The sequence below is a fragment of the Nonomuraea sp. NPDC052634 genome (genome assembly GCF_040678535.1).
Taxonomy (GTDB): Bacteria; Actinomycetota; Actinomycetes; order Streptosporangiales; family Streptosporangiaceae; genus Nonomuraea; species Nonomuraea fastidiosa.
In genome coordinates this window covers 290294-312220 of the sequence record NZ_JBFATY010000007.1, presented here as the reverse complement: position 1 = coordinate 312220, position 21927 = coordinate 290294, and the positions used below count along the sequence as shown (strand labels likewise).

The window sequence follows — 21927 nt, the reverse complement described above, 5'->3', positions numbered from 1 at the left end:
TCTCGTGACGACACAAGAACATGACGCATCGGTCTATGAACAAGTGCAGGAGAGCAGTGAGTTCCAGGACCTGAAGCGGCGCTTCCGCCGCTGGACGTTCCCCATGACCGTGGCGTTCCTCGTCTGGTACCTGCTGTATGTGGTGCTGTCGGGCTGGGCGCGCGGCTTCATGGGCATCAAGGTGCTCGGAGAGATCAATGTCGGGCTGATCTTCGGGTTGCTCCAGTTCGTCTCGACCTTCCTCATCGCCTGGGCCTACTCCAGGCACGCGGAGAAGAAGCTCGACCCGATCGCCGACAAGCTGCGTCACGAGGTGGAGGCGAAGTCCAAGTGAGCTCGACGACTCTGGGGATGATCCTCTTCCTCACCTTCGTGGCCGCCACCCTGGCGATCACGGTCTGGGCGAGCCGCCAGACCAAGACGGCCGCCGACTACTACGCGGGCGGCCGGTCGTTCAGCGGCGTGCAGAACGGCCTGGCGATCGGCGGCGACTACATGTCGGCCGCCTCGTTCCTCGGCATCGCCGGCATCATCGCCCTGTCCGGCTACGACGGCTTCCTCTACTCGATCGGCTTCCTCGTCGCCTGGCTGGTGGCGCTGCTGCTGGTGGCCGAGCTGATGCGGAACTCCGGCAAGTTCACCATGGCCGACGTCCTGGCCTTCAGGATGAGCCCCAGGCCGGTCCGCACGGCGGCGGGCGTCTCGACCATCGTCGTCAGCATCTTCTACCTGCTGGCCCAGATGGTCGGCGCGGGCGCGCTGGTCGGCCTGCTGCTCGGCATCACCGGCGAGGCGGGCAAGGCGTGGACGATCGTCGGCGTCGGCGCCCTGATGATCGTGTACGTCGTCTTCGGCGGCATGAAGGGCACCACCTGGGTGCAGATCGTCAAGGCCGTGCTGCTCATGGGCGGCGCCGCGCTGGTGACGCTGCTGGTGCTCGGCAAGTTCGGCTTCAACCTCTCGGCGCTGCTCGGCCAGGCCGCCGCCACCAGCGGCCCGGAGGGCAACCCGGAGAGCTTCCTGATCCCCGGCCTGAAGTACGGCACCGAGGCGCAGGGCCTGGCCGGCAAGATCGACCTCATCAGCCTGGGCCTCGCGCTCGTGTTCGGCACGGCGGGCCTGCCGCACATCCTCATCCGCTTCTACACCGTGCCCACCGCCAGGGACGCCCGCAAGTCGGTGCTCTGGGGCATCGCCATCATCGGCGTCTTCTACCTGCTCACCCTGGTCCTCGGCTTCGGCGCGGCGGCCCTGGTCGGCAAGGAGGACATCGCGGCGGGCGACGCGGCGGGCAATACGGCGGCGCCCATGCTGGCACAACGCATCGGTGAGGAGATCTTCGGCACCGTCGGCGGCACGATCCTGCTGGCGCTGATCGGCGCCGTCGCCTTCGCGACGATCCTCGCCGTGGTGGCCGGCCTGACGCTCGCCTCCTCCTCCAGCTTCGCCCACGACCTGTACGCGCACGTCTTCAAGCGCGGCCAGGTGACCGAGCGGCAGGAGGTCGTGGTGGCCCGCGTCTCCGCCCTGATCATCGGCGCGATCGCGATCGGCCTCGGCATCCTCGCCCAGGGCCAGAACGTGGCCTTCCTGGTGGCGCTGGCGTTCGCGGTGGCGGCTTCGGGCAACCTGCCCGCGATCCTCTACAGCCTGTTCTGGAAGAGGTTCAACACCGCGGGCGCGGTCTCGGCCATCTACGGCGGTCTCGTCTCCGCCCTGCTGCTGGTGATCTTCTCGCCGGTGGTCTCCGGCACCAAGACGGCGCTGCTGCCGGATGCGGACTTCGCCTGGTTCCCGCTGAGCAACCCCGGCATCATCTCGATCCCGCTGGGCTTCCTGTGCGGCTGGATCGGCACCGTCCTCAGCAAGGAGTACAACGCCGCCAAGTACGCCGAGATCGAGGTCCGCTCGCTGACCGGCGTCGGCGCCGAGAAGGCGAGCCAGCACTGATGATCGGGGGCTGACACCGGCAACCGCCTCCTCCGAGAAGGGGCGCCCGTCCCTGCCCCAGGGCGCCTGCACCCGAGGGCCCGGCCTACGGTTCTCCGGCCGGGCCCTCTCGCGTGCGCAGAATCCCCGGCGTGGCAGGGGTTGTGGGCGTCTGAGTGGCGCGTTCCACACCCTGGGAGTAGTTAACGTCACCGAAACGCAGTGCATGGAGTGGTTGACGGGATTTCAGCGGTATGGGTACGTTCTCAGATGTGTGAACGTTGCCACACTGGCCTGGCGCCACGTGGCCGTCATCAGCATGCCTGATGCCCCGCTTGATCAGTGTGGAGGCGAAACCCCCATGAGAACCCCACTTGTCCGCTGGTCCGTCCTGTCCGTGTCGCTGGCGCTCGCGCTGACGTCCTGTGCGAAGGGCACCGGCGGAGCGGCCGCCCCGACCTCGTCGGCCGGCCAGTTCAACCCCACTGCCTCCTACCAGGGCACGATCTCGGTCATGGGCTTCGGCGCGACCGACGAGATCGGCAGCACCCGTGTCGATCTGGCCAAGAAGGCGCTCGGCGGCGCCGACGTGAAGCTCATCGAGGGTGACCTGGACATCCAGCAGTTCCTGTCGTCCGTCGCGGCCGGCGACCCGCCGGACATCATCTACGCCAACCGCGACCAGATCGGCACTTTCGCCTCACGAGGTGCGATCGTTCCCCTGACCGCCTGTGTCCAGGGCGAGCAGATCGACACCTCGATGTACAACCAGGATGCTCTCGCCCAGGTGACGTTCGGCGGCGAGGTCTACGGCATCCCCGAGTTCAACCAGGTCCAGATCACGATGGCCAACGCCGATCTGCTCAAGCAGGCCGGACTGACCATCGACGACGTCAACGGCTCCGACTGGGACAAGATCACCGCCGCGACGAAGAAGCTGACCAAGACGTCGGGCGGCAAGCTCAAGGTGATCGGCTTCGACAGCAAGCTGCCCGAGTTCCTGCCCCTGTGGGCCAAGTCGCTCGGCGCCGACCTGCTTTCGGCCGACGGCAAGACCGCCCAGCTCAACAGCCCCGAGGTGGTCAAGGCGCTGGAGTTCGCCGTCTCCATCTACGACGCGCAGGGCGGCTTCGCCAAGGTCAAGGCCGTGCGCGACTCGGCGGACTTCTTCGGCAAGGGCAACCAGTACGCCACCAACGCGCTCGGCGCGATGCCGATGGAGCAGTGGTACGTCAACGTACTCAACGACGTCTCGCCCAAGGCGCCGATGGCCTTCGACACCTTCCGCACCCCCGAGGGCAAGCCGCTCGCCTACTCCTCCGGCTCGGCGTGGGCCATCCCCAAGGGCGCAAAGAACCCCGGCGCCGCCTGCCGCTTCGCCAAGACCATGACGCTGGTCGACACCTGGAAGGCCGCCGCCCAGGCCCGCGTCGAGAAGCGCAAGGCCGAGGACAAGCCGTTCACCGGCATCCTCACCGGCAACGTCAAGGCCGACGCCGAGATCGAGAAGATGCTCACCTCCGGCGGCGAGGTCTGGGACGCCGGCGTCAAGGCGTTCTACGAGGCCAACAAGCACACCTTCAGCCTCCCCGCCAACCCGGCCGACAAGGAGTTCAAGGACGCCTGGCAGAACGCGGTGAACCGGGTGCTCAACGGCCAGGACGAGCCGAAGGCGGCCCTCGACAAGGCTCAGCAGGAGGCGCAGGAGGCGCTGGACAAGGCGTGGGCCGGCTGGACGAAGCGTACGAACTGAGATGTCCCCTTCCCACGTCCGAGCACCGCGACGGCGGACCATGCGGTTCATGGAGACCAGGGCGGCGCTGCTGTTCATCAGCCCCTGGATCGTCGGGTTCCTGGTCTTCACCGCATGGCCCGTCATCAACAGCGCATATCTGTCGCTGACCGACTACGACGTCATCAACGACCCGAACTACGTCGGCTTCGACAACTACGTGCAGCTCTTCGAGGATCCGAAGGTCGGCCTGGCGCTGTGGAACACGTTCGTGTTCTCCGTGCTGTCGGTGCCGACCCACCTCGTGGTCGCACTCGGGCTGGCGCTGCTGCTCAACAGCGCCAGCAAGGCCACCGGCTTCTTCCGCACGGCCTTCTTCCTGCCGAAGATGACGCCGCCGGTCGCGATCGGCATCCTCCTGCTGCTGCTGTTCAACGGCCAGAACGGCCTGATCAACGCCTTCCTCGGCCTCTTCGGCATCGACGGCCCCGCCTGGACCACCGACCCCGACTGGGTCAAGCCGGGCCTGGTGCTGATGAACCTGTGGACGGTCGGCTCCTCCGTGGTCATCATCCTCGCCGCCTTGCGCGGCGTCCCGCAGGAGCTGTACGACTCCGCCCTCGTGGACGGCGCGGGCTGGTGGAAGCGCCTGTTCCGCATCACCGTGCCGATGATCAGCCCCACGCTGTTCTTCCTGTTCATCGTGGACACCATCAACGCCCTGCAGTCGTTCACCGAGGCGTACACCGCCTTCTTCGGCGCGGGCAACACCACCTACAGCAACGACGCGGCGCTGTTCTACGCGATCTACCTGTTCCAGCAGGCCTTCGAGTTCCTGCACATGGGGTACGCCTCCGCGCTCGCCTGGCTGCTGTTCATCGTGATCATGGCGATCACCGCCGTGCAGATCGTGGTGACCAGGCGCTTCGTCCACTACGAAGGGGGTAACCCATGAGGCGCGCCGCGAAGATCGCGACCTGGGTCGCGCTTGGCGCGTTCACGATCGCGTTCATCTACCCGTTCATCTGGCTGCTCAGCGCCTCCTTCAAGCCGCGCAGCGAGGTCTTCGACAACCGGATCATCCCCGAGACGTTCACGCTGGAGAACTACATCCGGGTGTGGCACGAGGCCCCGCTCGGCCTGTGGATGGCCAACACGCTGCTGGTGACGGTGCTCGCGGCGGTCGCGGTGACGATCACCAGCGCGATGGTGGCCTGGGGGTTCGCCTACTTCCGCTTCCCGGGCAGGAACTTCCTGTTCGGCATCGTGCTGGCGACGATGATGCTGCCCGGCGCGGTCACCATGATCCCGGTGTTCCTCATCTGGAACTCGCTCGGCGCGGTCGGCACGCTCACCCCGCTGTGGGCGCAGAACCTGTTCGGCAGCGCCTTCTACATCTTCCTGCTGCGGCAGTTCTTCATGGGCCTGCCGCGCGAGCCGTTCGAGGCCGCCAAGATCGACGGGGCGAACAACTGGAAGATCTTCACCCGCATCGCCCTGCCCCTGTGCAAGCCCGCGGTCGTCGTGACCCTGCTGTTCGAGTTCCAGGCCGCCTGGACCGACCTCATGCGGCCGCTCATCTACCTGCGCGACTCCAGCACCTTCACCGTGCCGCGCGGGCTGAAGGCGCTGCTCGACCAGTTCGGCTTCGGCGGCGAGTGGCACTGGGAGATCGTCATGACGGCCAGCGTCATCACCACCATCCCGATGATCATCCTGTTCTTCCTGGGCCAGAAGCACTTCATCAGGGGCATCGCCACGACGGGAAGCAAGGGATGAGCCGGCCCATGCGGATCACCACCACCGACACCGCCTACCACCTCGACAGCGGCCATTACCGGCTGACCGTCTCCCGTACCGACCCCAGCGCCGAGCTCGAAGGGTGGATGTCGCTCAACCTGCTGTCCTCGGTCAGCACCAGGGGCGGGCGCGACGAGACGTACGAGACGCTGCCGCCCGTGCTCGCCGAGCGCGACGGCGCGGCCGTGTTCGACTTCCCCCAGCGCACCACCGAGTGGCAGAGCAAGACGGTCAGGCTCACCTGCACGCCCGAGACGGTCGCGGTCGAGGTGCGGGTCGAGGGCGACGGCGTGCTCAGCGACGTGACGCTGCTCGGCGGCCGGGCCGTGCTCAACACGCGCGCGTCCGGCGTGTTCCGTTCCGGGGTGCACGCGCGCGGCGTGTTCAGCCCCACGCCGGCGCACCCGGTGAGCGTGGTGCGGCCGGTGTCCGCGCCGGTCGCGCTGACCGTCGTCGGCGACGCCTCACCAGGCCGGCTGCACGCCGTCTTCTCGCCGCCGCCGCTGGTGCTGGCCTTCTGCAAGGACGCGCCGTCCGGGGCGACGGCGGTGCCGGACGGGCCGTGGCTGGGCGCCTCCGTACGCGCCGGGATCGCCGATCTGACCTTCACCGAGGTCGCGTACGAGCCGGTGGACGGCGGCGCGCTGCTGCGCTTCGACTACGAGTGCCACACCGAGGTGCACGGCTCCTGGACCTCGCCCGCCGTCGTGCTCCGCCTCGCCGCCTCGCCATGGGAGGCGATCGGCCACCACCGGGCCGACCTGATCGAGCACGGCCTGGCCCCGCAGGGGCCGAAGGGGGAGCGGGCCGCGTGGTGGAGCGAGCCGATCTTCTGCGGCTGGGGCGCCCAGTGCGCCAGGGCCGACGGCGTCTCGCCGGTCACGCTCTCCCGCCGCGACCTGTACGACGAGTGGCTGGCCAGGCTGGAGGAGCACGGCCTGGTGCCGGGCACGATCGTCATCGACGACCGCTGGCAGCTCACCTACGGCAACCTGGAGCCCGACGAGACCAAGTGGCCGGACTTGCGCGAGTGGATCGCCGCCAGGCACGCCCGCGGCCAGCGGGTGCTGCTGTGGTGGCGGGCCTGGTCGGCCGACGGCCTGCCGGTCGAGGAGTGCATCACCGACGCCGCGGGCAGGGCCGTGGCCGCCGACCCGACGAACCCCGCCTACCGGCGGCGGGTCCGCGCCATCATGCAGCGGCTCCTCGGCGACCTCGACGCCGACGGATTCAAGATCGACTTCACGCAGTGGTCGCCCAGCGGCTCCCACCTGAAGACGTACGGCTCCACCTGGGGCCTCGCCCTGCTTCACGAGCTGCTCGCCACCATGTACGACGCCGCCAAGCAGGTCAAACCCGACGCCCTCATGGTCACCCACACCCCGCACCCCGCCTTCGGCGACGTCAGCGACATGATCAGGCTCAACGACGTGCTGGAGCTGGACGCCGCCGGCGACCCGGTGCCCGCCGTCGACCAGCTCCGCTACCGCCACGCCGTCGCCGCGCACGCCATGCCCGGCCACCTCATCGACACCGACCAGTGGCCGATGCCGACCAAGGCCGACTGGCTCGCGTACGCGCAGGCGCAGCCCGAGCTGGGCGTGCCCGCGCTCTACTACGTCGAGTCCATCGACAACAGCCGCGAGCCGATCACCGGCGACGACCTGCGCCAGGTCGCGCGATGGTGGCGGCGGTGAGGCAGGCGGAGGTCGTCGTCTACGGCGCCACGTCGGGCGGGGTGTGCGCCGCCGTGGCCGCCGCCCGGCGCGGCCTGGACACCGTGCTGCTCGAACCCGGCAGGCACGTCGGCGGCATGACCTCGGGCGGGCTCGGCTACACCGACATCGGCGACGTCCGCGTGCTCGGCGGCATGGCGGCCGAGTTCCGGCAGGCCGTCGCCGACGCGTACGGGGTCGCGCCCGGCCACTACGCGGGCCCCGAGCCGCACGTCGCCGAGCGGATCTTTTCGTCCTGGCTGGAGCGGGCCGGGGTCGAGGTCGTCTTCGACGCGCCGCTGCGCACCGTCGTCACCTCGGGCGACCGCATCTTCTCCGCCGTCACCCGGCAGGGCGACTACGCGGGCGGCGTCTTCGTGGACGCGAGCTACGAGGGCGACCTGATGGCCGCCGCCGGGGTGGGCTACCGCGTCGGCCGCGAGGACCGCTCCCTGCACGGCGAGCGGTTCGCCGGGCGGCGCGAGGTGATGCCCGGCATGCACAACTTCCCGCCGTACATCTCGCCGTTCAGGGACGACGGCACGCTGCTCCCGCAGGTCGCCGACGGCCCCATGGCCGAGGTGGGGGAGGGGGACGGCGGCGTCATGTCGTACGGCTACCGCGTCTGCATGACCACCGCGCCCGGCCGCATCCCGTTCGAGCGCCGGCCCGGCTACGACGACGACCACTGGGAGCTGGGCCGCAGGCTCTTCCGCCACTGGCGCGAGCAGGGCTACGAGCCCCGCGCGGGCCGCCTCGTCGGCCTGGAGCCGAACCTGCCGAACGGCAAGTGCGACGGCAACTCCCTCGGCCCGTTCTCGCTGAGCGTGCTCGACCGCTCCGCCTGGGCCTACCCCGACGCCGGGCCCGAGGAGCGCGAGCGCATCCGCCTGCACCACCTCCACCACGCCCAGGACCTGCTGTACTTCCTCTCCCACGACCCCGAGGTGCCCGCCTCGGTACGCGCGGAGCTGAGCCGCTGGGGGCTGCCGCCCGACGAGTTCGCCGACACCGGCCACCTGCCGCACCAGCTCTACGTCCGCGAGGCGCGGCGCATGCTGGGCGAGGTCCACCTCACCGAGCACGACCTCGTCGAGGGGCGGCGGCACGCCGACGCGGTCGCCATGGGCTCCTACCACCTCGACATCCGCGAGGTGCAGCGCACCTGGCGCTGGGTGTACGAGCACCCCGACCCCATCCCCATGGTGGTGACCGAGGGATACCTGTCGGTCGGCGTGGCGCCGTACCAGATCCCCTACCGGGCGCTGGTGCCGCGCAGGGAGGAGTGCGCGAACCTGCTCGTGCCCGTCTGCGTGTCGGCCTCGCACGTGGCGTTCTCCTCCATCCGGATGGAGGTCCAGTACCAGATGCTCGGCCACGCGGCCGGGCTCGCCGCCGCCCAGGCCGCCGGGAGCGGCAAGGCGGTGCAGGACGTGGACGTGGCCGCGCTCCAGGAGGAGCTGGTGGCGGCCGGCCAGGTCCTCTCGCTCTGACCGGTGTACGTGAGCGCCCGCCCCGGGATCCCGCCCCGGGGCGGGCGCACGTGCGTCAGGCGCCCGCGCGGTCGAGGACCTGGCGGATGAACGGCGGGATGACGCGGCGCAGCACGTTCGCCTCGTGCTCCTCGGCACGGGCCAGCGCCTGCGCCACCTGCTCGGGCGTGCGGCCCCCGTGCAGCAGGTCGAGCGCGGCCAGGCCGGCCGCGGCCATGTCGCGGGCGGCCGCCACCCAGCGCTCCAGCTCCCGCGCCAGCGCCCCCGGCACGTCCGTCGGCAGGCCCGCGAGCCGGTCCAGCTCGGCCCGCAGCCGCTCGTCCGGCCCGCCCTCCAGCACGGACGCGCACAGGGCGGTCAGCTCGGGGCTCTGGTCCGCGCCGGGCGGCCAGGCCGAGCAGGCCCGCACCAGCGGCAGCAGCTCGGCCGCGCCCGGCACCAGCCGCACCGCACGCTCGTGCGCGCTGCCCGGCTCGTACGCCGCCAGGTGCCAGGCGTAGTCGGCCACCGTCGTCAGCGCGATGCGCGAGGCCGCCGCCTGCACCATGGGGTTGGCCGTGATGCCCTCCAGCGGCGCGCCGTCCAGGTCCGTCGCCCGGCCGGTCAGCGGCCCGAGGAAGACCCGGGAGAAGTCGAAGTCGTTGACCGGGAAGTTGTCCCAGAGCGCCACCCGGTGCCCGTAGGAGTCGGCCGCCGCCCGCGTCTCGCCGGCGGTGATCGCGCCCACGACGATGTCGGACCCGGTCCACCAGACCAGCACGTCGGCGGGCAGCTCGGCGGCCAGCCGATCGCGGTAGGCCGAGCGAGCGGTGCCCGCGTAGTCGGTGGGCACCATGGTCAGCGGCCGGTCCGCGCCGCGCGGGGCGAGGAAGTTGTCCGCGAAGTCGCGGCAGACCGCCGCGTGGGCGCTCGCGCTCGCGCCCTCCGCCGTGCCGTACGCCGCCTTGTCGGGCTCGTGGCTCAGCTCGGGCGGGATGTCGTCGAACAGCAGCGCGTACTCCCGTACGCCGATCTCCCACACCTGCTCGGCCTTGGCCCGCAGCGCCGCCCGCTCGGCCGGGTCGCTGTAGACCATCGACAGGCCGGGGCTGAGCGCGAAGACGAACCTCACGTGCCGCCTGCGCGCCTCCGCGACCAGCTCGCCGAGCCTGGCCAGCTCTTCCTCCGGGTACGGCTCACGCCACCGCTCGCGGTGGTACGGGTCGTCCTTGGGCGCGTACACGTACGTGTTGAGCTTGTGCCTGGCCGAGAAGCGCAGGTGCTCCATGCGCTCCTCGTGGCTCCACGGCGTGCCGTAGAAACCCTCGATCGTGCCCCGGAGCGGCAGGTCCGGCCAGTCGCGCACGTCGATCTCCGGCACGCAGGCCGCGTGCGCGGCGCAGGGCGCGGCGAGCAGCGCGAGCAGGGTCTGCGCGCCGTAGAACGCCCCCGCGGGGTCGGCGCCGCTGATCAGCACGCCGCCCGGTCCCGCGCTGAGCGCGTAGCCTTCGGGCGGCAGCTCGGCGTCCACCCGCACCTCGACGGGCACGGCTTCGCCGGTGCCCAGAGTTTCGGTGAGTACGGCGACGGCGCTGGCCGCGGCGGGATCGCCCGTGATCCGGCACCCGCTCAAAACGACGTGATCGGTGCCGATGGTGGCCTTCTTCGGACGGGGGACAATCCACTCCAGGGCATCCATTGTGGGAACGATACCGGATAGACTCCTGGCCCGTGGGTAAGGAAGTCACCGAAGTCGCGCCCGGGGTGCTCCGCGTCGAGGACACCTGCAACGTCTACGTCATCAAGGCCCCCGACCGCCCCGACGGGCAGCGCACCGGCATCGCCGTCGACTTCGGCTCCGGCCGGGTGCTCGACCTGCTCGACGAGCTCGGCCTCGACCGCATCACCGACGTGCTGGTCACCCACCACCACCGCGACCAGGTGCAGGGGCTGCACCGCGCGGCGGCCGCGGGCGTCGCGATCCACGTGCCGCCGGTCGAGCGCGACCTGTTCGACAAGGTCGACGAGCTGTGGTCAGGCCGCCAGATCTACAACGACTACGACCTGCGCGACGACCGCTTCTCGCTGCTGGAGCCGGTCGAGATCACCAGCGTGGTGCCCGAGTACCGCACGGCCCGGTACGGCGGCATGGACGTACGCGTGCTGCCCACCCCCGGCCACACGCCCGGCTCAGTCACCTACGTGGTCGGCAGGATCGCCTTCACCGGCGACCTGATCTACGCGCCCGGCAAGGTGTGGTCGCTGGCCGCCACCCAGTGGTCGTACACCGAGAACGAGGGCCCCGCCATGGTGGTCATCAGCGCCGAGCTGCTCCAGCGCGAAGACCTTGACCTGCTGCTGCCCTCCCACGGCGACCCGATGACCGAGCCCGCCGACGCGCTGTCCCGGCTCTCGGCCGCCATGCAGCGCTACGTCGACTTCCGCCGCCCCCGCCCGTGGGACCTGCGCGGCCTGCTCACCAACCCGTTCATCGAGATCACGCCCCACCTGCTGATGAACAGGTCCAGCCAGTCCTACAGCTACGTGCTGCTGTCGGAGTCGGGCGCCGCCATGGTCTTCGACTTCGGCTACGACATGTGCACCGGCCTGGTCAAGAGCACCGCCCGCGAGGCCCGGCGGCCCTGGCTGGCCTCCCTGCCCGCACTGCGCGAGCACTACGGCGTCACCGCCGTCGAGGTGGCCGTGCCGACCCACTACCACGACGACCACGTCGCCGGCATGCCGCTGCTGCGCGACGTCGAGGGCACCGAGATCTGGACGCCGTCCCACATCGCGCCCATCCTGGCCACGCCGCTCCACCACGACCTGCCCTGCACGTGGTTCGACCCCATCCCGTCGGACCGGGTGCTCGGTCTGGGGGAGACCGTGCGCTGGCGGGAGTACGAGATCACGGTGTACGACCTGCCGGGGCACACCATGTACGCGGCGGCGTACGCGTTCGAGGTGGACGGCCACCGGGTGCTGGTCACCGGCGACCAGCAGGACGGCCTCGGCGTCCCCGGCGAGCGCCAGGAGATACTGAACTTCCAGTACAAGAACCGCTTCCAGATCGAGGACTACCGCAAGAGCGCCGCGCTCTACAACCGGCTCCGCCCCGACCTCATGGTCAGCGGCCACTGGCGGCCCCGCTGGGTGGACGACGACTACCTGCGCATGCTCACCGAACGCGGTGAGGAGCTGATCGCGCTCCACCGCGAGCTGCTGCCCTCCGACCGGTTCGATCTCGGTGCCGACGGGGTGCTGTGCCGGCTGACGCCGTACTATACGAGCGTCCCCGCGGGCGGCGAGATCACGTTGACCGCCACCGTGCGCAACCCGTGGCCGGACAAGGCGGTGGCCACCATCGAGCCGGTGGTGCCGCCCGGCTGGCGGCGCGAGCCGGGATCTTTGGCGCTTAGGCTGCCCGGAGGGGGTATGGAGCAGGTGCATCTGCGGCTCGGCGCGCCCGCGGAGCCGCGCCGCCGCGTACGCCTGGCAGTCGATCTGACCATCGGCGACCTGCGACTCGGGCAGCACGCCGAGGCGCTGGTCGACGTGGTCACGGAAGGGAACCGATGACCGTAGAACGGCGCCGCACTCCCGCAGGCCTTTCCCGCCGTCCCACGATCAAGGATGTCGCCGAGGCCGCCGGCGTCTCCCGCTCCACCGTCTCCCGGGCCCTCACCGGGCGCGGATATGCGGCCAGCGACGTGCGCGAGCGTGTGCTGCGCGCCGCCGAAGAGCTCGGCTACGTGCCCGACGTCATGGCCCGCACGCTCAAGCAGCAGGTCAGCCGCTCTGTCGGGGTGCTGGTGAGCGACCTGCGCAACCCGTTCTACGCCGAGCTCGCCGCAGGGGCCAGCGCCGCGGCCCGCGAGCGCGGCTACACCATGGTGCTCGCCGACACGAGCCTGTCCGGCGAGACCGAGACCGAGGCCGCCGAGGCGCTGGTCGCGCTCAGAGTCGCCGGCGTGATCGTCACCCCCAACTCCTCCGCCGTCTCCACCTACCTGTCCTCACACGGCATCCCCGTGGTCGAGGTCGACCGCCAGTTCGCCGCCGGCTCCACCGACGGCGTCGTGGTCGGCAACCGCGTCGGCGCCCGTACCGCCACCGCCCACCTCGTCGGGCTCGGCCACCGCCGCATCGCGCTGTTCATCGACGAGACCGACTGGACCACCGGCTACGAGCGCTACCAGGGCTACCTTGAGGCGCTGACGGCCGGCGGCATCACCGTCGACCCCGACCTCGTCGTCTCCTCCGGCTGGGACGTCGCCGACTCCCGCCGCCGCGCCCTCGACATGCTGAGCGGCCCCGACCGGCCCACCGCCGTCTTCGCCGCCAACAACGTCCTCGCCGAAGGCGTCTGGCGGGCCATCGGCGAGCGCGGCCTGGCCGTACCACGGGACATCAGCCTGGTCGCCTTCGACGACGCCCCCTGGATGAGCATGGTCTCGCCCCAGGTCACCGCCGTCTCCCAGGACACCTTCAACCTGGGCGCCACCGCCGTCCGCCGGCTCCACGAGCGCATCGAGATGCCCGACGCCGACTCGGTCACGACCGTACTCAACGTCCGCCTCATCGAACGCGAATCCGCCGCCCCACCACCCGCCCTCTGAGCGCCTCGTCTTTGCCGAGCGTTGGGACCGCCCCGCGTCCAGGGCGTGTTTCCCGCGCTCCAGGGTCTTGTCCGCCTCTGCGAGGGGTGGTTCTCGCGTCCCGCGGTGCGCTTTTTCGTGTCCTGGGGGTGCTGCCTGCGCTCGGGGGTGCTGCCTGCGCTCCGGGGGTGCTTTCCACGTCCGCGAGGGGTGCTTCCCACGTCCCGAAGCGCCTTTCGCGTCCCGGAAGGTGGCTTCCTGCGCCCCAGGGTGCTTTTCGCGCCCCGCGCCTCGGGAGAGGGCCGCGCACCACGCACCTCGCACAACCAGCCCGATCGGCACCGCGCGGGACCGGCGATCCGCCCCCGCCGCGTTTGGCGCCTTGGCGTGCGGTGCGAGTTGCGACGCGGCGGCGCCTGTGGTGTGGGGAGCGATCGTTGCGGGGTGGTGCCTGCCGATCTGCCCCCGCCGCGTTTGGCGCTCTGGCGTGCGGTGCGAGTCGCGGCGCGGCGGTGCCTGTGGTGTGGGGAGCGATCGTGCGGGGTGGTGCCTGCGGCGCCGGGGGCGACCGTCACCGTGCGGCGCCTGCGATCCGCCCGCGTCGAGCCCAGCGCTTCGGCGCATCTGGCGCGGTGCCGCCGCGTCGTGCCCTGCGATCCACGGACGCAGCCGAAGCGGCGTGACGGGGGGCTCTGGTGCGCACTGAAGGCGGCGCGATGCCCGTGGCCTGAGGCGCGAGCCACGACGGACGGCGCGTGCGCTGGAGCCCTTCGGGCCCGGCGCTTCGGCGCTACGGGGCGCGTCCGTCGCCCGGTGGCAGGCGATTCGGGGCGCGTCCGTCGCCCGGTGCCAGGCGACGCGGTCGCCAGCCGACCCCACGGGCGCTTCGTGCCGTCCACGGGCGCTTCGTGCCGTCCAGGGGCGGATGCGCGGTGTCCAGGGGTGGCTGCATGTTGTCCACGGGCGGCTGCGTGCGGTCCAGGGGTGGCTGCGTGCGGTCCAGGGACGATCGCCGGGCCGGCGACCTTCACGATCGCGCCCGCGAGGCTCCGGGCGGTGACCGAGGACGAGGCGCATGGTCGCCACGCGCCTCGTCCTCGGCTGCGTCGCGGTCGGCGCCTTCGCGACCCCAGCGTGCGGCCGGTACGGAGCGGCGCCCGTCGCCTGGGCGGCTCACTGCCGGGCGGTGCGGGTGCGGTCGCATCGAGCCCTCTTGCCCTGTGACCCCGAGGTGAGCGGCACATGCGTGCCCTACGGCTGGGCGCTTCGGTCGTCCGGCGGGTGGCCGGCGCGCGGTGTGGGTCGCGGTGCGGGTCGCGGTGCGGGTTCGTGGGCGATCGGCGGATCGCCGGCACGTCGGCGACGGCCGCTGCCCAGCCGCGTGACAGGCCCCCGGCGCTCTGCATGTCTCAAGAAGTGGACACACATGTCTGCGATCTGACATTTCACGGCCGCCGTGCGTTGACCCGCGGGGAAAACTCGCCCTAGGATCCAATGTGGGAACGATGTCATAGGCATGTGCGTCAGTCGTTCCCGTCGGAGGCCCAATGGAGCACGATCTTCCCCCAGTTCTGTCGCTGGACATCGGCGGCACCAAACTCGCCGCGGGCGTGGTCACAGGCGATGGCCTGATCCACGGCTGGCAGCTCGCCCCCACCCGCAGGAAGGAGGGCCCGCAGCGCGTCCTGGCCAGGCTGTTCGACCTGGGCAGGAAGGCGATCGCGGAGGCCGGCATGCCCGAGATCGCCGCCGTCGGCATCTCCTGCGGCGGGCCGCTGAACACGGCGACCGGCGTGCTGGAGTGCCCGCCGCACCTGCCGGGGTGGATCGACGTCCCGATCGGCGCGCTGGCCACGGAGGCGTACGGCGTCCCCTCAGCCCTTGAGAACGATGCCACGGCCGCGGCGCTGGGCGAATTCCGGTACGGCGCGGGGCGCGGCACCAGCACCATGCTCTACCTGACGATCTCCACGGGCGTGGGCGGCGGCTCGGTCATCGGCGGCCGCCTGCACCGCGGCGCGGCCGGCAACGGCGGCGAGCTGGGGCATGTCATGGTGCGGCCGGGCGGGCGCCGCTGCTCGTGCGGGCGGCACGGCTGCCTGGAGGCGTACGCGTCCGGCACCTCCATCGCCGAGCGCGCCAGGGAGGCGCTGGCCGCCGGCCGTCCCTCGTCCCTGTCCGCCATCGAGAACCCGACCGCCGAGGACGTCTCCCGCGCCGCCGAGGCCGGCGACCCGCTCGCCGTCGAGATCTGGGACGAGACCACATGGGCGCTGGGCAGCGCGCTCACCGACCTGGTGAACGCGTTCGAGCCGGAGCTGGTCGTGCTCGGCGGCGGCGTCACCCGTTCGGGCGCCCGGCTGCTCGACCCCGTCGCGGCGGCGGTCGCCAGGGACGCCATGCCGCCGGCCGCCCGCAGCGCCCGGATCGAGCTGGCCAAGCTCGGCGCGGGAGTGTGCGTGGTCGGGGCCGGTGCCGTCGCGCACGATCTCGTCGCGGGCGCCCCCCGCTGACCCCCAGAAGGCCGCTGACCCCCAGAAGGCCCTCGGCAAGGCCCCAGCCCTGATGAACCGCTCAGCGTAAGGCCCTCGAGGCGCGAAGTTCCGTCCGCAGCGGAGCCGAAGACCCACCGACCTCTCCACAGGAAAGACCCATGTCCGACGTTTCTTCCACGCCCGAGCTGCTGGCGCAGCACGTAGAAGGCCACCTCGCCGCCGCGCGCGGCATGGCGGCGCTGCTGCCCGCCGTCGAGGCCGCCGCGGACCTGCTCATCGAGACCTTCACCAGGGGCGGCACCCTCTACACGATGGGCAACGGCGGCAGCGCGGCCGACGCCCAGCACTTCACCGGCGAGCTGATCGGCCACTACCGGCGCGACCGCCGCCCGCTGCCCGCCGTGACGCTCACCACCGACGCCACCGTCATGACCTGCATCGCCAACGACTACGTCTACGAGGACGTCTTCGCCCGGCAGGTGCAGGCGCTCGCCAAGCCAGGCGATGTGGTCGCCGCCTTCACGACCAGCGGAAACTCCCCGAACGTGGTCGGCGCGCTGCAGGCCGCGCAGAGCAATGGAGCGGTGACGGTACTCTTCGGCGGCAACGACGGTGGCAAGGCCGCCGCGTACGCCGACCACCTCCTCCTAGCCCCCAGCACCGAGACCCCGCGCATCCAGGAGATCCACACACTGATGCTGCACATGATCAGCGACAAGATCGACGCGTGGGCGGCCGCATGACCAGGCGTCGTTCCAGGTCGCGGGCTCCCATGTCGAACGCGCCCTCCGGCAGCCAGCCCTCCGGGCTGTCCCGCGCGCAGCGCCCGGCGGCCACCCCCCAGCGCACCCTCCACATGATCGGCAACGCCCACCTCGACCCGGTGTGGCTGTGGCCGTGGCAGGAGGGCTACCAGGAGGCGCGGGCCACGTTCTGGTCGGCGATCCACCGCATGGACGAGTACCCCGACTTCGTCTTCACCTGCGACCAGGTCGTGCTGCTCTCGTGGGTGGAGGAGTCCGACCCCGAGCTGTTCGCCAGGATCCAGGAGAAGGTGGCGGAGGGCCGCTGGGTGATGACCGGCGGCTGGTGGGTGGAGCCCGACTGCAACATGCCGTCCGGCGAGTCGTTCGTCCGCCAGGGCCTGTACGGCCAGCGCTACCTCAAGGAGAAGTTCGGCGTCACCGCCACGGTCGGCATGAACGTCGACCCGTTCGGCCACAACGCCATGCTGCCCGCCATCCTGCGCGGCCAGGGCATGGACTCCTACACCTTCCTCCGTCCTGGACCGCACGAGAGCGAGCTGCCCGGCACCATGTTCTGGTGGGAGGCCCCGGACGGCAGCCGCGTGCTGGCCTACCGCATCCCGTTCGAGTACTGCAGCCCGCCCGGCGACGTCGCCGGCCAGACCGAGAAGGCGCTCGCCCAGCTCGACCGCTCGCTCGGCGACCTGATGATCTTCTACGGGGTGGGCAACCACGGCGGCGGCCCCACCAAGGCGAACATCGAGTCGATCCACCGCTACGACCGGATGGGCTCGTTCGGCGAGATGATCCTGTCGTCGCCGCGCCGCTACTTCGACGAGATGATCAAACGGCTGGGCGAGGAGGGCCTGGCCGAGCTGCCGGTCTGGCGCGACGACCTGCAGCACCACGCGGCCGGCTGCTACTCGTCGCACTCCGGCATCAAGCTGTGGCAGCGCCGCGCCCAGGCGGCGGTGCTGTCGGCCGAGCGGTGGGCGGCCATCGCCGGTCACGACGCCCGCGCCGACCTGGAGCGGGCCTGGAAGCAGGTGCTGTTCAACCAGTTCCACGACGTGCTGCCCGGCTCGGCCATCGAGCCCGCGTACGACGACGCCCGCGACCAGCTCGGCGAGGCCGTCGCGATCTCCAAGCGCATCATCACCAGGGCGCACAACGTGATCGCCCGCGACGTGCACGTGCCCGAGGAGCCCGGCACCCAGCCGGTGATCGTGTTCAACCCGCACCCGTGGCCGGTCTCCACCCGCGTCGAGCTGCAATACAGCGTCGCCCCCAACGGCGTGCACGTGGTGGACGCCGACGGCGCGGACGTGCCGTGCCAGCGCATCCAGTCGGTCGCCACCACCGACGACAAGGGCCGCGGCGCGACGGTGTTCAAGGCCGAGCTGCCGCCGCTGGGCTACCGCCTCTACCGGCTGCGCCAGGGCCCCGGCATGAACCCGGCCGGCACGCTGTCGGCGTCCCGGCACCACCTTGAGAACGACGTGCTGCGCCTGGAGCTCGACCCGGTCACCGGCTGGCTGTCCAGCCTGGTCGACAAGCGCACCGGCGTGGACCTGGTGGCCGGCGCGTCCGGCGAGCACACGCAGGTGTGCGAGGACCCCACCGACACCTGGGGCCACCGCGTCGTCTCCTACGACTGGCCGGGTCAGCCCATGGCCGTCACCGACATCGTGCTGCGCGAGAGCGGGCCGCTGCGCGCCCGCATCCGCGTCGAGCGCGAGTGGGGCCGCTCCACCATGGCCGAGGAGTTCATCCTCGGCGCGGGTGACGACGACGCCGTGGAGGTGCGGGTCACGCTCGACTGGCGCGAGCAGGCGCACCTGATGAAGCTGCGCTTCCCGGTCGGGCTCGAGAGCCCGGTGGCGACGTACGAGATCCCGTTCGCGCACCTCACCAGGCCCATCGACGGAGCAGAGGAACCGGCGCAGTCGTGGGTGGACCTGTCGGGCTCGATCGGCGGCACCCGCGCGGGCCTGGCCGTGGTCAACAACGCCAAGCACGGCTACGACGTCGCGCCTCCCGGGCCCGGCCGCAGCCACAGCATCGGCATCACCGCCGTGCGCAGCCCCGTCTACTCCTGGCACGACCCCAGGCTGCTCGACCCCGACGGCTTCTACTCGTACCAGGACCAGGGCGTGCAGCGGTTCTCGTACCTGCTGGTGCCGCACGCGGGCGACTGGCGCGAGGCCGGGCTCACCCGCCGCGCCGCGCTGCTCGGCTCCCCGGTACGGGCGATGCTGGAGAGCTTCCACGACGGGCCGCTGCCCAGCTCGCGCGGCTACCTCGACGACGGCGGCGGCCAGGTGATGGTGACCGCCGTGAAGCTGCACGAGGACACGCCTCGCGATCTCGTGGTCAGGGCCGTCGAGACCACCGGCAGGCCCGGGACGGCGACGCTGAACATCCCCGTCGCCGGCATCCGGCTCACCGCCGACTTCGGCCCCTGCCAGATCCGCACGTTCCGCATCCCGCTGGACGACCCGCTCTCGGCGGTGGAGACGGACCTGGTGGAGATGGAGGTCCGCAAGGGCGCGTTCACGGTGGAGCCGTGGTGACGGACGACCCCGGCCCCGCCGGAGCAGGGGGAGAGCAGGACCCGCACCCGCCCGGCGACGCCTCCGCGGCGGCCGGCGGCCTTTCGGCGGTCGCCGCTCCGGAGGCCGAGGGGGCCGCGCCCGTGGTGATCGCCGTGCCCGGCGGTGGCGAGCTGCGGGTCGAGGTGCTCGGCACGGGGCCGTTCGCGGTGGACTGGAGCTGGGGCGAGCCGCTGCCGACCGGCCGCCGCGCGCTGCGGCTCGACATACGCTACGACGGCGCCGAGCCGGCCGCGGCCACCGTACGCGTCAGCAGGTCGGTGGCCTCGGCCGCCGCCCCGTGGTGGCTGATCCCCGGCCTGTTCTACGGCGAGAACCGCCCGGCCGGCTGCCACCGCGTCTTCCCCCGCTTCGAGCCCGGCGCCGACCGTCCCGGCGAGATGGTCTCCGCCTCGTGGGGGTTCCGCGCCGACCGCGCCGCCACCCCCGCCGTCCTGGTGTGGGGCGACGACGGGGGCGCCGCGCTGATCGCCGACGAGGTCTCGCCGCTCGGCATCACCGGTCTTGAGCTCTCGTACGCGGAGGGGCGGGCGACCGTCGCGCTGCTGTTCCCGTACCGGGAGCATCCGATCACCTACTACGGCTCGGCGGACCCGCTGCCCGCCCAGGCCGCCACTCACGTCTGGCGGCCGGGCGAGTCGCGGTCGCTGACGCTCGCCACCGCGCCGCTGCCCGCCGACCGGCACGCGTACGCGCCGCTGCTGCGCGAGGACCGTGAGCTGCGGCTGCCGGCGGCCCCGATCGAGCCGTGGGAGGACGTGACCACCGCCGCCGACATCGCCGCCGAGGGCCTGTACCGCTGGCACTACGACCCCGACCCCGGCGTGCTGCTGGAGACGGTCGGCTTCGACAGGGAGGTCAGCGGCGGCGACGGGCGGCCGGTGGACCGGCAGGCCATGCACGTCGGCTGGGTGAGCGGCATCCCCTGGGCGGCGGCGCTCCTGGAACACGGCCTGCGCACCGGGCGGCCCGAGCACGTCGCCGCCGCGGAACGGGTCATCGGCTTCATCTGCGCGAACCTGTCGCCGTCCGGCACCTTCTGGGGCACCTGGTACCGCAAGAGCGGCTGGTCGCAGAGCTGGAGCCCGGTCAAGGGCGCCCTGCACGCGCGCACGCTCGGCGAGGCCACCCTGTTCCTGCTGCGCGCGCTGCGCCTGCGGCCGAACCCCGAGTGGGCCGCCGCCGCCCGCTCCAACCTGGACGTCATGGTCGCCCGCCAGCGCCCCGACGGCAACCTCGGCACCCTGCACCACGCCGAGACCGGCGAGGTGCTGTCCTGGTCGGGCGCGTCCGGCCTGACCTGGGTGGCCGCCCTCGCCGAGTCCGGCGAGCCCGGCGATCTGCGGGCGGCCGAGCGGGCGGGGGAGTACTACGCCAGGTTCGTCGAGGACGAGTTCATCTACGGCGCGCCCGAGGACGTGGACCTCGCACCCACCTCCGAGGACGGGTACGCGGCGGTCATGGCGTACATGGCGCTGCACCGCCGTACCGGCGCGGCCCGCTGGCTCGACCTGGCCCGCCGGGCCGCCGACTGGATGCTCACTTTCCGCTACACCTACAACGTGCGCTTCGGCCCGCGCACCCCGCTCGGCGCGTACGGCTTCGCCACCCGGGGCGCGGATCAGGCGTCGCCGTCCAACCAGCACCTGCACGCGTACGGGCTGGTGTGCACGGCGGAGCTGGCCGAGCTGTCGGAGGCGCTGGGGGATCCGTACTACGCCGAGCGGGCGCAGGAGACGCTCGACTGCTTCCGCCAGCTCCTCCCGGCGGCCGACGGCGACATCAACGCCTACCGTGGCATGATCACCGAACGGTACTACCAGACGGACTGCTTCCAGCCGAAGGGCATGTACCTGACGCTGTCGCACGCGTGGAGCGCGGGGGTGCTGCTGCTGGCCTGCGAACAGGTGCTCGCTGCCAAACCGGGAGACGCCTACCGAGCAGAGCCCACGTGACATTGCACCGGTTCGATCTTCCGTCGGCTCGCCGCTAGGATTGGACGCTGGTTGAACCTTCGACCCCGGTGTCCGCGCACATCCGCGCGTGCACCCTCAAATCCGGCGAGGTGCGTCGATGCCCGGTGGCCGACTGCGGCCGGTGGACCTGGCCCGCCCGCACGGCCTGTCCACCCAGGCGGTGCGCAACTACGAGCAGGCCGGCATCCTGCCGCCCGCCGCCCGCACGGAGAGCGGCTACCGCGCCTACACCCCTCGCCACGCCCAGGCGCTGCGGGCGTTCGTGGCGCTGATCCCCGCCCACGGCCACCGCACGGCCACGGCGATCATGCAGGCGATCAACCGGGGCGAGACGGACGCGGCGCTCAAGCTGATCGACGAGAGCCACGCCCAGCTTCTGGAGGACCGCCGCACCCTCCAGGCGGTGGAGGAGGCGCTGCGCGCGCTGGCCCCCGCCAGACCGGTCGAGCCGGGGGTGACGTTCATCGGCCCGCTGGCCAGAAGGCTGGGCATCCGGCCCGCCACCCTGCGCAAGTGGGAACGGGCCGGGCTCGTGCAGCCGCGCCGCGACCCGCGTACGGGCTACCGCGTCTACACCGGTGCCGACGTCCGCGACGCCCAGCTCGTCCACCAGCTCAGGCGCGGCGGCTACCTGCTGGAGCAGATCGCCCCGCTGCTCGCCCAGGTGCGCGCGGCGGGCGGCCAGGAGCCGCTGCAGAGCGCCCTGCGCGAGTGGCGGGGCCGCCTGTCGGCGCGCGGCCGGGCGATGATCAAGGGCGCGGCCGAGCTGGAGACGTACCTGAGCGAACACGTCGAGCCCGCCCCCTGACAGAGCCCGCCCCCTGACAGAGCCCGCCCCCTGACAGAGCCCGC

The 21927-nt window shown here is 71.7% G+C and carries 15 protein-coding genes; 14 read left to right on the top strand and 1 reads right to left on the bottom strand.

The features are described 5' to 3' along the window. The first annotated feature begins 4 nt into the window (after positions 1–4). The 7 genes from AB0K67_RS28895 to AB0K67_RS28865 all read left to right on the top strand — a co-directional run bounded on the left by AB0K67_RS28895 (position 5) and on the right by AB0K67_RS28865 (position 8669). Complete coding sequence (locus AB0K67_RS28895) at positions 5–334, top strand: DUF485 domain-containing protein (RefSeq protein WP_364066631.1); 330 nt, start codon at positions 5–7, stop codon at positions 332–334. Positions 335–351: 17 nt separating this feature from the next. Next, positions 352–1950: a cation acetate symporter gene (locus AB0K67_RS28890; RefSeq protein ID WP_364066705.1), complete on the top strand. Its 1599-nt coding sequence runs from the start codon at positions 352–354 to the stop codon at positions 1948–1950. Positions 1951–2290: 340 nt separating this feature from the next. Beyond that, complete coding sequence (locus AB0K67_RS28885) at positions 2291–3682, top strand: extracellular solute-binding protein (protein WP_364066629.1); 1392 nt, start codon at positions 2291–2293, stop codon at positions 3680–3682. Between the two features lie 49 nt (positions 3683–3731). Continuing rightward, complete coding sequence (locus tag AB0K67_RS28880) at positions 3732–4616, top strand: sugar ABC transporter permease (protein WP_364066627.1); 885 nt, start codon at positions 3732–3734, stop codon at positions 4614–4616. Beyond that, positions 4613–5440, top strand: coding sequence for a carbohydrate ABC transporter permease (locus tag AB0K67_RS28875; protein WP_364066624.1), 828 nt, complete (start codon positions 4613–4615; stop codon positions 5438–5440). The genes AB0K67_RS28880 and AB0K67_RS28875 overlap by 4 nt, the downstream gene beginning before the upstream one ends. An 8-nt stretch (positions 5441–5448) precedes the next feature. Then, positions 5449–7158, top strand: coding sequence for a hypothetical protein (locus AB0K67_RS28870; protein WP_364066621.1), 1710 nt, complete (start codon positions 5449–5451; stop codon positions 7156–7158). Next, entirely contained in the window at positions 7155–8669 is a 1515-nt protein-coding gene (locus tag AB0K67_RS28865) for an FAD-dependent oxidoreductase (protein WP_364066618.1), read from the top strand. The genes AB0K67_RS28870 and AB0K67_RS28865 overlap by 4 nt, the downstream gene beginning before the upstream one ends. Positions 8670–8724: 55 nt before the next feature. On the opposite strand, the gene AB0K67_RS28860 is transcribed toward AB0K67_RS28865, so the two are convergent. Continuing rightward, positions 8725–10347 (bottom strand): beta-N-acetylglucosaminidase domain-containing protein, encoded by a 1623-nt coding sequence (locus tag AB0K67_RS28860; protein WP_364066615.1) that lies wholly within the window; start codon positions 10345–10347, stop codon positions 8725–8727. A 32-nt stretch (positions 10348–10379) separates the two neighbouring features. Between AB0K67_RS28860 and AB0K67_RS28855 the strand changes: the two genes are divergently transcribed. The 7 genes from AB0K67_RS28855 to AB0K67_RS28825 all read left to right on the top strand — a co-directional run bounded on the left by AB0K67_RS28855 (position 10380) and on the right by AB0K67_RS28825 (position 21883). Continuing rightward, entirely contained in the window at positions 10380–12227 is a 1848-nt protein-coding gene (locus tag AB0K67_RS28855) for an MBL fold metallo-hydrolase (RefSeq protein WP_364066612.1), read from the top strand. Next, complete coding sequence (locus AB0K67_RS28850; protein WP_364066609.1) at positions 12224–13267, top strand: LacI family DNA-binding transcriptional regulator; 1044 nt, start codon at positions 12224–12226, stop codon at positions 13265–13267. Before AB0K67_RS28855 ends, AB0K67_RS28850 begins: the two co-directional genes overlap by 4 nt. Positions 13268–14793: 1526 nt before the next feature. Further along, positions 14794–15759: an ROK family protein gene (locus AB0K67_RS28845; protein ID WP_364066606.1), complete on the top strand. Its 966-nt coding sequence runs from the start codon at positions 14794–14796 to the stop codon at positions 15757–15759. Between the two features lie 140 nt (positions 15760–15899). Further along, a complete protein-coding gene (locus AB0K67_RS28840; protein ID WP_364066603.1) occupies positions 15900–16484 on the top strand; it encodes an SIS domain-containing protein in 585 nt (194 codons plus the stop codon). Positions 16485–16513: 29 nt separating this feature from the next. Then, a complete protein-coding gene (locus tag AB0K67_RS28835) occupies positions 16514–19060 on the top strand; it encodes a glycoside hydrolase family 38 C-terminal domain-containing protein (RefSeq protein ID WP_364066600.1) in 2547 nt (848 codons plus the stop codon). Continuing rightward, on the top strand, positions 19057–21054 hold the full coding sequence (locus tag AB0K67_RS28830) for a hypothetical protein (protein ID WP_364066597.1): 1998 nt from the start codon (positions 19057–19059) through the stop codon (positions 21052–21054). The genes AB0K67_RS28835 and AB0K67_RS28830 overlap by 4 nt, the downstream gene beginning before the upstream one ends. 118 nt (positions 21055–21172) lie before the next feature. Beyond that, the gene (locus AB0K67_RS28825) at positions 21173–21883 is read left to right on the top strand and encodes a TioE family transcriptional regulator (RefSeq protein WP_364066594.1); all 711 of its coding nucleotides are present in this window, start codon (positions 21173–21175) and stop codon (positions 21881–21883) included. Positions 21884–21927: the final 44 nt, after the last annotated feature.

Bases quoted from the DNA above. Each gene is read 5' to 3' on its own strand.
- AB0K67_RS28825 (WP_364066594.1), top strand. From the start codon at position 21,173: ATGCCCGGTGGCCGACTGCGGCCGGTGGACCTGGCCCGCCCGCACGGC.
- AB0K67_RS28875 (WP_364066624.1), top strand. From the start codon at position 4,613: ATGAGGCGCGCCGCGAAGATCGCGACCTGGGTCGCGCTTGGCGCGTTC.
- AB0K67_RS28835 (WP_364066600.1), top strand. From the start codon at position 16,514: ATGTCGAACGCGCCCTCCGGCAGCCAGCCCTCCGGGCTGTCCCGCGCG.
- AB0K67_RS28885 (WP_364066629.1), top strand. From the start codon at position 2,291: ATGAGAACCCCACTTGTCCGCTGGTCCGTCCTGTCCGTGTCGCTGGCG.
- AB0K67_RS28850 (WP_364066609.1), top strand. From the start codon at position 12,224: ATGACCGTAGAACGGCGCCGCACTCCCGCAGGCCTTTCCCGCCGTCCC.
- AB0K67_RS28890 (WP_364066705.1), top strand. From the start codon at position 352: ATGATCCTCTTCCTCACCTTCGTGGCCGCCACCCTGGCGATCACGGTC.
- AB0K67_RS28870 (WP_364066621.1), top strand. From the start codon at position 5,449: ATGCGGATCACCACCACCGACACCGCCTACCACCTCGACAGCGGCCAT.
- AB0K67_RS28880 (WP_364066627.1), top strand. From the start codon at position 3,732: ATGGAGACCAGGGCGGCGCTGCTGTTCATCAGCCCCTGGATCGTCGGG.
- AB0K67_RS28840 (WP_364066603.1), top strand. From the start codon at position 15,900: ATGTCCGACGTTTCTTCCACGCCCGAGCTGCTGGCGCAGCACGTAGAA.
- AB0K67_RS28845 (WP_364066606.1), top strand. From the start codon at position 14,794: ATGGAGCACGATCTTCCCCCAGTTCTGTCGCTGGACATCGGCGGCACC.
- AB0K67_RS28860 (WP_364066615.1), bottom strand. From the start codon at position 10,347: ATGGATGCCCTGGAGTGGATTGTCCCCCGTCCGAAGAAGGCCACCATC.